This is a genomic window from Psychromonas sp. (assembly GCF_983033635.1).
The window spans coordinates 73,273-86,085 of sequence record NZ_CEZLMY010000001.1; the positions used below are offsets into that span (position 1 = coordinate 73,273).

General features: G+C 43.2%; 6 protein-coding genes. 5 read left to right on the plus strand and 1 reads right to left on the minus strand.

Annotated features, from left to right (window positions below; genetic code table 11):
- From AC4GME_RS00295 to AC4GME_RS00315, 5 genes are all read left to right on the plus strand, one after another.
- On the plus strand, positions 1 to 1,997 hold a 1,997-nt coding region (locus tag AC4GME_RS00295; RefSeq protein WP_490378878.1), incomplete at its 5' end, for a carbohydrate binding domain-containing protein.
- Positions 1,998 to 2,474: 477 nt separating this feature from the next.
- Complete coding sequence (locus AC4GME_RS00300) at positions 2,475 to 4,349, plus strand: glycosyl hydrolase family 17 protein (RefSeq protein ID WP_490376177.1); 1,875 nt, start codon at positions 2,475 to 2,477, stop codon at positions 4,347 to 4,349.
- Positions 4,350 to 4,788: 439 nt separating this feature from the next.
- Positions 4,789 to 8,223, plus strand: a complete 3,435-nt coding sequence (locus tag AC4GME_RS00305) for a glycosyl hydrolase (protein ID WP_490378879.1) — start codon at positions 4,789 to 4,791, stop codon at positions 8,221 to 8,223.
- Between the two features lie 182 nt (positions 8,224 to 8,405).
- Positions 8,406 to 10,346, plus strand: a complete 1,941-nt coding sequence (locus tag AC4GME_RS00310) for a DUF5011 domain-containing protein (RefSeq protein WP_490376175.1) — start codon at positions 8,406 to 8,408, stop codon at positions 10,344 to 10,346.
- A 221-nt stretch (positions 10,347 to 10,567) separates the two neighbouring features.
- On the plus strand, positions 10,568 to 12,229 hold the full coding sequence (locus tag AC4GME_RS00315; RefSeq protein ID WP_490376174.1) for a hypothetical protein: 1,662 nt from the start codon (positions 10,568 to 10,570) through the stop codon (positions 12,227 to 12,229).
- Positions 12,230 to 12,466: 237 nt separating this feature from the next.
- Here AC4GME_RS00315 and AC4GME_RS00320 read toward each other — a convergent pair.
- Positions 12,467 to 12,813, minus strand: a 347-nt coding sequence (locus AC4GME_RS00320) for a MarC family protein (RefSeq protein WP_490378880.1), incomplete at its 5' end; no start/stop codon positions are given.

Sequence of the window (12,813 nt, forward strand, 5' to 3'; positions counted from 1 at the left end):
ACCCAGATACACCTACTGACCCAGATACACCTACTGACCCAGATACACCTACTGACCCAGATACACCTACTGATCCAGATACGCCAACTGACCCAGATACACCAACTGATCCAGTAGACCCAGAACTGGAAGAAGGTCCCAATCTTGTTGTTAATGGCGATTTTGCAGATACGACACTTCTTGCTGACGCTGGAACACATAGTGTATGGACTTCTCCTGCCAGTGACGATGCAACAGTTACCATTGCAGACGGAGTGCTTACAGCTGAAGTGACATCTATAGGTGGCCAATGGGATACTCAAATATGGAATGAGGTTCAAGTTACCGAAGCAGGAGCTTACATAGTTAAATTTACCGCAAGTTCAACCGTTGATAGAGATGTTTTATTTAGAGTTGACGGAGTTGAAATAGCTGGCGCGGGACCAGGTTCTGATGTTATCTGTCACTTAACAAGTACGCCAACAGAATGTACTTTGAAGATTGATGAGACTTTTGGATTAGCAGGAAATCCTAGACTGAAGATCGTTTTAGCACTTGGTGGTTTGGAAGCAGAAGGAACGACTAGTGTAGCCTCAACAATCACAATGGATGATTTTTATCTTGGAACGTTAGCTGAAGCAGTAGCTGCAGATACAGCAGAATTGGAAACTGCAATAGCAACAGCGCAGGTACTGCACGATGGTGGAGCAGACGAGTCATTAAAAGCTACGTATCAGGCAGCAATAAATGCCGCACAACTAGTAGTAGATGATGTAGATCTAACTCAAACAGAAGCAGATGCAGCGTTAGCAGCACTGGCAACAGCAACAGGAGAATTTGATCCTGATTCAGTACCAACGCTAGGAAACCTTGTAGTTAATGGAAACTTTGCAGATACGACACTTAATGCTGGTGCATGGGGCTATTCTACCGGTCAAGATTCTGTCGTTGCCATTGCAAACGGAGAACTTACTGCTGAAATAACAACTGTAGGTGGGCAATGGGATACTCAAATATGGAATGAAGTTCAAGTAACCGAAGAAGGAAATTACAAACTTGAATTTACCGCAAGTTCAACGGTTGACAGAGATGTTCTTGTAAGAGTTGATGCAATTGAATTAAATGGAGATGGAACAACGGGCCCAGCTTCTGATGTTATTGCTCATTTAACAACTACTCCGCAAACATTTACTAAATATGTTAGTGGAAGTGCTTTTACAGGAAATCCTAGGTTTAAGATTGTAGGGGCATTTGGTGGGTTGGAAGCTGCAGGAACGACTAGTGTCGCTTCAACAGTAACATTCCATGATGTTTATTTTGGCACTTTTGAAGGGGAATTACCTACCGATACAGCAACGCTGGCTACGGCAATAACACTAGCACAGAACTTGTATGATGATGCAGAAGAGGGTACAGCAGAAGGTCAATATGATGCTTCAAAAGCTGATCTTCAAACTGCAATCGATGCCGCACAAGCAGTAGTGGATAATGCAGATGTAACTCAAGAGCAAGCAGATGCAGCGGTTACAGCATTAGCTGCAGCAAGAACTACTTTTGAAGCAGGATTTGTTGTTCCAGGAATACCAGGAGCACAAATATCAACGCCAGCTGGCGATATAAATTACACACCAGCCCAATGGGATACAGGAACAACTCAAGATCTAGTGTATGCAGATGATGCAACTTATTCGCCAAGTATTCAGTTGGTAGGAACTGGTGGATGGGGAACAGCACTGGCAATGACAGGAATCCCGACCGGAACTCTTGCTGAATATGATCGTATCAATTTCAAAGTAAAAACAGGTGATTTCACAGATATCAAAGTAAAAGTTCCTGAAGTAGAGATGACATACGCATTAACAACAGGTACAGCTCTTGCTGACGGTTGGGTTCAAATGAGTATTCCAATGAGTGATTTTGGTGTTGCACCAGCTACAGCAGATCAGTTTGCAATATTTGGACCTGGAGGCACAGGAACAATTTTATTGACTGAGATTAGTTTCTCTCTAGATCTCTAGACCCATAACTGCTACACAACCATAGCCGCTAGTGCTGTACCATTAGGTATAAGCTAAGCGATAAGCCAAAAGAGTAACGATACTTTATCGTTACTCTTTTTTTTATTGCGGATTTTACTGAAAAGTAATTTTTTCCAACGAAGTATAGAGCCGATAGATACTGGTCGTTGGTAGCTGTTTTTAAGTTTTAGAGCACTGTGTCAAACTAGCTATAAAGACAAAAATGAGAGCTGGCTTTTAATTTATGAAAGCGCTTTCAAAGTTGTGTTGTAAATGCATCTTCAGGGTAATAATATTAAACAACATTACAAATAGCTTTTTTTTATCGCACAATGAAAGCGCTTACTTGGCGTTGTGTAAGGTTCATTACCGATACAGTCCGTCGAATTAAAAGTAATTTGTAAAAAGACAGTCTATTAAGACAAATTGTCGATCAATTAGGCGTGTTAACAATTTAGTAATAAAAAGGAAAGTAAAATGAAAAGAAGTAGTTACAAAATATTTTTAGCGGCATTCATATCGATATTTATGTTTGCATGTGGAGATGAACCAGTGAATACCAATACGCCTGTAGAGTCGCCTGACGATAACAATCCACCTGTTGATATAGTTGGGCTTCAGCCTCAAGCTGTAGTAGCCGAGGCGCCTACAGCAAAATCTGGCGAGCCGATCTTAGGTAACCCTGATTACCAGGCTATCTCTTACGGTGCGTACAGAGCTGCAACGCGCGAAGATGCTACCGTGCCGAGTGTCGCTGAACTTAAAGAAGATATGCTTATTCTGCAAGCTATGGGTATCAAGGTACTAAGAACCTATAATACGCAAGATTTCCCTGATACAGCGAATTTACTAATTGCAATTGATGAGTTAATGGAAGCTGACGAAAACTTTGAGATGTATGTAATGCTTGGTGTTTGGGTACAAGCACAAGGCTCTTATACCGGTTCAGTAGATAATAGCACTGAAGATACAGTGATGAACCGTGCAGAGATGGATGCTGCAATACAGATGGTCAATGATTACCCTGAAATCATTAAAGTGATTGCGGTTGGTAATGAAGCTATGGTTCAGTGGCAGGCACATGATATTCCGGTCAGTGTTGTTCTTAACTATGTTAATGAATTACAGGACCTTAAAGACGCAGGCACTATTCCTGCTGATATCTGGATCACCAGTTCTGATAACCATGCGGTTTGGTCAGCAACGGATCCAAGTTCAACGAGTCAAATCGATGATCTGAATGCTTTAATTGCTGCGGTTGATTATATATCACTGCATACTTACCCGTTTCATGATACGCATCACGCTCCAACTTTCTGGCAGGTACCTGCCGATGAAGCAGGGTTAACTGATCAACAGAAAATTGATGCCGCTTTAGTAAGAGCTCAAGAGCGTGTTATTGAGCAGTATACGGCTGCGCAAACTTATATGTTAAGTATTGGTATCAATAAGCCTATTCATATCGGTGAAACCGGCTGGTCAACTGTGGGTAGCCCGGGTGGTGAAGATTTCACTGAGTCAGGCTCAGCTGCAGCAGATGAGTATAAACAAAAAGTTTCTCATGATGCGCTGCGTGCATGGTCAAATGAGTTTGGCGCCTCTGTTTTCTTCTTTGAAGCGTTTGATGAGCAGTGGAAAGCAGGTACTGATAATCCGGCAACTCATCCTGAAAAACATTTCGGTATGATTGATATGGCTGGCAAAGCTAAATATGTTCTTTGGGATCTGGTTGATGCCGGTGCATTTGACGGTTTAACTCGAGATGGTAATGCAATCACTAAAAGCTATGGCGGTGATGTGAATGCGATGATGGCCGATGTATTTGTGCCACCTTCAGCGCCGGTAATTGTAGTACCGGGCGGCGAAGAGTATGTTATTTTCGACAGTGCATTGCCTGAAGCTTTCAGAGCAGACGGTTGGGATGATACAGCTTTCCTAGGTGAAGCTACTGACGAGCTTCAATTAACGCCTCCATCTACAGGTGGAACTATAGCTGCATGGGGCTGGGGTGCTGGTGTTACGCTACAAGCGACTGGTGCTACAGACCTATCTTTGTATGAAAGCGGCAGTCTGCAGTTTGATATCAAAGGCACGACAACTACAGCTATCGATGTTGGTTTCATCACGGGCGTTTATCAATGGCCTGACGGCGGAACAGAAGTTAAAAGCTCTGTCGTATTTGGTTCTGGCGGCCGAGCGCTTACCGGCGAGTTTGTTACTTATACAATTCCGATGAGTGAACTGAATACAAACGGAGCTGATTTTACAGATGTGACAAGTCTGTTTTATTTCAGCGGCACAGCTGAAGATGCAGGCACTATTGAGGTAAGAAATATCTCTTTTATTCAATAACGCCAGCTAGCTACGCTTATTAAAGTGAAGCGCTAAAACGGCCTTGTATCCCTGTGATTCAAGGCCGTTTTTTATTTTTGTACTTTCCACGTCACTGCAGTTCCTGTCTTAAACTATTGAAAATTCAAACGGCTAAATAGTTTCTTATCTATCCATCTATCTAATACCTTTTATTGCAATTTCAGGCTAGGTAGATACCGCCTGAAAATGAGGTAAAGCTCACATGAAAGCGCTTACATGTGTGACTATCATCTCTTTTTGCTCGAATTTTAATCTATATAATACGCATCCAAGTGGTTGATAACTTAAAAGTCGTAATATTTTGCTTGCTCTGTTATTTAGCCATTTTTTCACATGCCAAAAGTAAGCGCTTACAATCTTGTTTTTGACGGTTCTAAACTGAAAGTAATAGAGGTATGAAAATCAAATGGATATGAAAATGAAAGTAATCGTGTTGAGCACATCGCTTGCATGGTTACCATTGTCTGGTTGTGGTGGTTCAGGGGGACAGGAGAACACCACTCCTCCCGTAGATCAAAACAGCGCGCCAGTATTAAATGGTGCGCCGCTGACCAATGCCCAGGAAGGCAGTGAATATCAATATCAATTATCGGTCAGTGATGCGGATGGCGATCCAATCACATTCAGCGCAACCACAAAACCTGCCTGGCTGAGTTTTTCCGATAGCGGTTTATTATCCGGTACGCCAAGCACTGAAAATATCGGCAATGAAAATATATCACTAACATACAGTGATGGTACTGAGACAAAATCATTTGATTTCACCCTTGCAGTCAGCGCTCAGCCTGCTGAAGTTAATGCAGCACCGGTATTAAACGGCCAACCCATTAGCAGCGCACAAGTTGGAAGCGAGTATAGTTACCAATTAAATGTGACTGATGCTAATAATGATCCGATAACATTCAGTGCAACCACAAAACCTGCCTGGCTGAGTTTTTCTGCTAGCGGCTTACTGTCCGGTACGCCAGGCAGCGACCATATCGGCAATGAAAATATCGCATTAACCTACAGTGACGGTACTGTTACAAAACAGCTGAACTTCACAATAGCAGTCAGCACTCAGCCTGCTGAAGTGAATGTTGCGCCTGTATTAAACGGTCAAGCTGTTACCAATGCGCAAATCAACAGTGAATACCGATACCAGTTAAATGTAACTGATGCCAATAGCAGTGATACCATCTCTTACAGTGCGGTTTCGATTCCTTCCTGGCTAAACTTTTCTGCTACTGGCTTACTGTCCGGTACGCCAACCACCGCTAACCTTGGCGATGTTGCTATTAAATTAACTTACAGTGACGGTGAATTTACAGAGGCGCATAACTTTACTATTGCAGTCGCTGAGAGCTATCTTGTAGAGCCGCCCGTTATTGCTGCAAGAACGACGGTTAATGCTGCCGATCCTAGTACTTATAACATCACCTCCTACGGGGCGGGCAGTATCTCAGACGGCATTAATCCTGCCGGTTATGGTTGCAGCGAAGACTATGGTTACTGGATTCATGGCGCTGGAGTTGTTGAGCCCGGTATTGCCGGTTGTAATAACGGCACAGCAATTGGCGCGCCAACTTATCTTCATCCGCAAGTGATTGGTGAGAAAGCCAGTCAACCGACACCGACCCATAAATGGTGGGGCTCGATTTCTTTCCTTGGTGAGATGGAAGTCGGTAATCCCAATAATGCCGCTTATATTACCCCCGATCCGATTTATGCCCGAATTTCCAATAAAGGGGTACGAATTTTAGGTCTTCCTAGCGGTTTAGGCGCTTATGAACCCACTGGATTTAGTCGCTATGGTTACAATATACCGGATCCGTTCAGTGAAGTGTTCGACGGTATTGCAGTGGCAAACTCAGAGTTCAGTGAGCTGCAGGCTTACTTGAAAGATTACAGCGACGGCTCTGTGACAGTGCAATGGCAGTCCGGCAACAAACCGGTAATGGAAGGGACTTTTGTGCATGGCTCGCCTTATGTTTACTTTAAAGCGTTCCGTGGTGAACTGGTGATTAAAACTTTAAGAGAAGATGGTGGTGAAAAAGGCACCTTCTACAGTAAAGACAATCATTTAGGTGTCTGGACAAGTGTTGCCGGAAATCGTCATGACTTTATCATTTCCGGTGAAGGTGAAACGACATTTGCGAACAGCAGCTCTAATGAGATCACAGTTAGCAATGCCGCTAACGAACTGACGGTTGCCTACCTACCAGGTAATAACGGCGCAGTTCCAACTTCAACAACAGCCGACTTTTTTGCGCAGTCAGCACGTAATGTGGTGCGTAATGTAGATATTGATTACGCCGTGGATCGCAGTGATAACTCGGTTACTGTTTCTCACCGCTACTTGGACAAGGATGGTGCCGTAATTGAAACTATTGCCGGCTTACAGCCTATGCATTGGAAGAACAGCAGTGATGCAGCACTCTCAGCTTATAAAGTGCGCAGTGCTCGCGGTATGGTTCGATTCAGTAAAACGGCGCAGTTTTCCTATGAAATGCCTTTTGTAGGGGTATTGCCGTCACTGCCTTCAACGGTAGGTGATTTTGACCAAGACACATTAAAAAGTTTAGTCACAGAATATGCAGCTAAAGGTGCATCCAAATGGAACGTTAGTGACAATGGTGAAACAAATAACGATACCTACTGGTCGGGTAAAAGTTATGGAAAAATGGCTGAAATTATCGCTATCGCCCGCTCTATCGGCATGGACAGTGAAGCGGATATTTTCAGCAACTGGTTGAAAACTGAATTAGCTGACTGGTTTACCGCCGATACCAACGGCAGCTTAGACACTGAAAAATATTTTGTCTATGACCAGGAGTGGAGCACCTTATTGGGCATGCAGGAGTCTTTCCTCTCGCACCAGCAATTAAATGACCACCATTTTCACTACGGTTATTTTGTGCGCGCTGCAGCTGAAATCTGCAGAACAGATCCGACATGGTGTAGTGATGAACAATACGGACCGATGATTGAACTGCTTATCCGCGATTACGCGAGTAGTAAAAATGACACTATGTTCCCGTATCTGCGTAACTTCGATCCTGCCAATGGCTTCTCCTGGGCATCGGGTGTCGCTAATTTTGCAAACGGTAACAACAATGAGTCAACCTCTGAAGCTGCTAACTCCTATGGTGCCATTGTCTTATACGGCATGATCACAGGTAATGAGCAGCTAGTTGAAAAAGGGATGTATCTGCATGCTTCTTCAACAACTGCTTACTGGGAATACTGGAATAATATCGATCGTTTCCGCAATGAGTCTGATGCTTATCCTGATCGTGGCGATGACTACGATAACTTCCCGGCAGCCTACCCGCGCATTACCACCTCAATTATCTGGGGCAACGGTCATGTCTTCTCAACTTGGTTTAGTGGTGCTTATGCTCATATTCTAGGTATTCAGGGCTTACCCCTTAACCCGCTGGTATTACATGTGGGGCAATACGCTGATTATATGCAGGACTATGTGGCACTTGGCTTAACTGAGTCAAGCAATGGTAAACCGTCAGGCTTAGCTGACGATCAGTGGCGCGATATCTGGTGGGGCTTATGGGCGATGACAGATGCTGATGCGGCAATGACAGATTATGTAACTATGCCAAGCTACCAGCCTGAAAATGGCGAAACCAAAGCGCATACCTACCACTGGCTGCATACCTGGCAGGCGTTAGGTCACTTAAAAACCGGAACCGGCGCGCTAACAGCCGATCACCCGGCGGCAGTCGCTTTTGAAAAAGAGGGTAAAACGACTTACATCACTTATAACTACGGCTCGGCTGCAAAAGAGATCACCTTTAGTGACGGCACCAAGGTAAACGCAGCACCTGGAGGCTTTACGGTTAAAACTGTCGAGTAACAGTGAGTGCTGCGCAATGCAAGTTGCGGCACTGCTGTCTCTTTTTCGACTCGTTAATAGTCTAAGTGCAGCTCCTCTAAATTAAATGAGGGGCTGCTTATTTGTTAGAAAGAAGTTGGGCGTGCATATATGTCCATTTTTTGTTGAAAATTATTTTAAATGCAATAGTTAAGGAAGATAAAATGAAAGTAATTAAAGGTTTTAAGCTAGCTAATGGGGCACTGGTTGCTGCTTTGTCTCTGGCGCTGACAGGTTGTGGTAGTGATTCTGAATCAGTACCAGCACCGACAGTAGATACACAAGCTCCGGTAATTGCCTTGAATGGTGACGCTTCTGTAACCGTCGTATTCGGTGCTACCTACACAGACGCCGGGGCAACTGTATCAGATAATATTGATACAGGTTTAGTTGCAACTGTTGCTGGTGATACAGTCAATACTTCGGCAAGTGGAAGCTATACGTTAACATATAATGTATCTGATGCAGCTGGAAATGCAGCGCGTCAGGTCACCAGAACAGTTAATGTGCAGGAGGAGGAAGATTCTTTTACTGCAACTGAGTTTACTTTGATCTCATCTGCAGGTGAAGCAAGCGATATTCAATTTACAGAGAGCACAGTCGGTGAATGGAGTACGGGAAGTGCATCTGATGGTGATACAACCTATGAAGATCTGGATGCCTGGACAATTACATCCGGCACAAAAACAGCTGAACAGGGCAACTGGGGAACGGTTCTGGTTTTTCAAAACGGCATTATTGGTGATTTCAACCTGTTTAACAACCTGAACTTAAAGCTGGCCACTTCCGGCGGCTATACTGAATATAAAGTTGCAGTCTCTGCAAATGGTGTCAGTAAAGAGATTGTACTGCCTGTTAATGATGCAATAAGCACATGGCAGGATCTGTCTGTGAATCTTGCTGATTTCGCATTAAATGTATCAGAAATTGACAGCATTGCCGTAATGGCTGTTGGTGGAACGCCAAGTGTTTCAAAAATATATATTACTGATTTTACGCTTGCACAAGAGAGCGAAATTGTTGTCGATACTGAAACAGAGAGCGACTTTGTCTTTAAATCATCTGATGCAGAAGTCACCAGCAGTTTAGTGGTCGATGAAGATGATAATAGCGATGTGGGCAATGTTATTATTGGTGAATGGAGTACCGGAACACTGCTTGCTGATACGACTTACAATGGTTTAGCTACTTGGGAGCTTTCTGCCGTTGGCGGATGGGGTGCTGTGCTTGCATTACAAGGGGATGTTTCAGACGGAACATCAGGTGAAACTGCCAATCTAGATAATTATGATGTCGATTTTTCTAAATATACCAATATTAAGTTGAAAGTTGCTGCGCAAGGTGATTTCGCAACATATAAACTACATATAGGATCAAAAAGTGGTGGAAATGTAGTAAGCCATGAGCTTGATTTTAGTTTGGCAGATAAAGCGCAATGGAATGAGATAGACTTTAATCTGGATAGTTTCGGTATTGATCTCTCTAATGTCATGCAGATTGCAGTATTTGGAATTTACCCAGCTGGTCCAGAAATAACAGGTCAAAAGCTCTATATCACCGACTTTGTTGCCTATGACACAGGCATGCCAAGCGCAGTTAAAGACAGCTCAGACGATAAATTTGTATTTATCTCTTCATCTGATGAACAGGTAGATCTTATTGTTGATGATAATAATTTTGCGCATGATGGCAATATCACCATTAATGACTGGTCGACAGGTACAGGCATTGCCAGTGATGTTGATTATGATGGTTTGACTGCGATGGAACTGACACAGGGTGCTGGATGGGGAACTGTGATTTCTTATGCGGGCGATATTTCCGGCAGTGTATTGCCATATGATCTTGATCTGGCTAAATACAGCACGGTTAATTTCAAAATAGCTGCTGATGGCGCCTATTCAAGTTATGAAATCGCGTTTGTAACAGCCGTTGGTGCAGAGTTTAAGCAGTCGCTTACTGTTAACTCAGGTTGGACAGATGTAACAATCAATATTGCAGATCTGCCGTTAAACCTTAACCTGATTAACCAAATTGCTATTTTTGGTAAAGAAGGCACAGCAGGCGATAAGATTTATATCACTGATTTCAATATTGCAAAATAAGGGCGAGTAGCTTGAATAAGCGATTGTAACTTGAGGTTATAAGTTAAAACCGAGCGCGCTGTCTATGATGGTCGCTCGGTTTTTTATTTTCTGGTTAATTATGTCGGCATTGTTTGCACTGATAAAAGCAAAATCGGACAGAGTTGCAATCAGCTTTAATGCTTTGCAGTTCTTACCTGAGTGCAGTGCAGCGGCATCTTATTTATTATTAGGTATATTACGTGCAGGAATATTTTAATCTGACAAATTTAAGACGCTTTGCCATGCTTGGCTTGGCATGTTCTCTGATGGCTTGTGTTAGCTCTTCTAAAACAGAATTAGTACAAGTAGCTGAAGCAGATGAAGTCTCTGCGGGATCTGAAATAGCAGAAATGATTAGCGTGCCCTATGACCGGGCAAGATTCGGTGACATTGACGGTGTCAGTGTGTGGCAACTACCAAATGCACCTGGTGGCGAACGACCTGATCAATGCTGGTTAGCTGTAGGGTCAGACTCCGATGGGGAGATTTATATCTCCGGTCATGATCATATCGCCAACTCTATGTTATATCGTATGCATCAAAGTGATAACACAGTGCGCTGGGTGGGGGATGCCCGTACAGCTTCTGAAAAGGCTGATAACTGGCAGGCTGGTGAGTCGGCAGAGAAATTTCATACCCGCCCGACAGCTCATGATGGCCGTGTGTATGTGGCAACACTTGATAAATCAGGTATGAATACGAGTTATTTATCAACACGTGGATTTCATTGGTATGGTTATGACAAACTAGATAATGAGTTACTTGATTTAAGTGCTACTGAGGCTAGTGGTGTTGGCGCAGAGCATCTGCAGATTGTGACTATCCAAAAAGATGCCAAAAATAACCTAATGTACGGCATGTCAGTTCCCGAAAATAAACTGGTCAAATATGATATTGAACAAGGCATTACAACCGTTTTAGGTCGCCCTGCAGCATGGAATGGTTATTTCTATAGCAATCGTTTTATGTGGGTTGATTCACGAGGCCGGGTTTATATCTCAGGGGGATCTTCGCGTCGTCAGTGGAATCAAGATGAGCCTGAAAGTGTCTTTAATCATCTCTGGTATTACGATCCGCTTGAAGGTTTTGCTGAATTGCCGTCGTTTGCACTGCAAGGTGCTAACGCGCTAGAAGTTGGTCAATGGGACCGAAAACATGAAAAACTTTATACTAGTGATGATCAGGGCAATATTTACATGTTTACTGATGCTACTGCCAGTTGGACTTTTTTAGGACGCCCCGATTTTAGCAGCTCTGCAAAAACCTGGATATTCCAGTTATCGGCAGACGAGAAGAAAATCTATATTGGTATGAGCGATATGGGCTCTAGCCGTAATGCTATTTATGAGTATGACATTGCCAGCAGTCGCTCATTTGAATTAGCAAATATTAAAGATCTTGATAAACGCGCAGCTTCGGAAGATTTTATTACCGGTTATGACTCATGGGACAGTAACGGCAGTTTTTATATTGCAGCTTTTTCCATGAATGATGGCGATAACGTGCTGATGCTCGGCATTAACCCAGTACGGGTCAAAGTAGCAAGAGGTTTTCTCCCTGAATTGGTCGAGGTTAACGCGCAAGCGCAGGCGGCCAATATTATTGTTACTCGCAGCGGGAAAAGCACTGAGGAATTGACCGTTTTATATGAAGTGCGCGCATACAATACAGACAATAAATTGATTGACAGTAGTTACGGTGAATTAACCTTCGCGGCTAACCAGGTCAGTATCACAGTTAACAGTGCTGCTATCAAATTACCGGATGCTCACGGGCTGGCAACTACTGTTTTTTCGGTGGTTGGCGATGGTAATAATTATATCACTGGCAACGATCGGAAAGTGCCATTAAGCAGCTTCTGATCTGTTTGCAGTGACCTTCTGTAAGCTTAATATTGATGACTAGCGGCGAAATGAAAATTTAAAGGCAGATCTGGAATATTAACTTTGTATTTTCCAGATCTGCCTTTTTTATTTGCTAGTAAGTTAGCTGTTCTATCTCGGTGTAAGGCACAACCCCCTTAGAAAACGATAAACTGAACGACAAATTTACTGCTTCGCTAGCAGTTGGCTTTACCGTTTATCTGCTGATAAAAATAGCTAAGCGAAAGTGGGTATTAAACCTCTAATTCCATCAATAAACATTTGTACAGACATGATAAGCAGCAACATTCCCATCAGCCTTTCTAATGCCGTTAAACCTTTTGTTTTTAAAATATTATACAAATGTGGCGAAAATAGAAGAATGACTGCAGTTAAAGTCCAGGCAAGAGAAAGGGAAATAAACAGTTTACCTGAGTGTTGCGCATTTGTTTTTGCCAAAACCAGTAATGTGGCTAACGCAGCGGGGCCTGCAATCATTGGAACAGCAATAGGTACAACTAAAGGCTCATCATCTTCTTTGCTTGCAAAGATGTTTTCACCGCTTGAATCTGGGAAAATCATCT

What these genes read in the sequence shown, in the direction of transcription:
- AC4GME_RS00305 (WP_490378879.1), top strand. Translation starts at nt 4,789, where the DNA reads ATGAAAGTAATCGTGTTGAGCACATCGCTTGCATGGTTACCATTGTCT.
- AC4GME_RS00310 (WP_490376175.1), top strand. Translation starts at nt 8,406, where the DNA reads ATGAAAGTAATTAAAGGTTTTAAGCTAGCTAATGGGGCACTGGTTGCT.
- AC4GME_RS00300 (WP_490376177.1), top strand. Translation starts at nt 2,475, where the DNA reads ATGAAAAGAAGTAGTTACAAAATATTTTTAGCGGCATTCATATCGATA.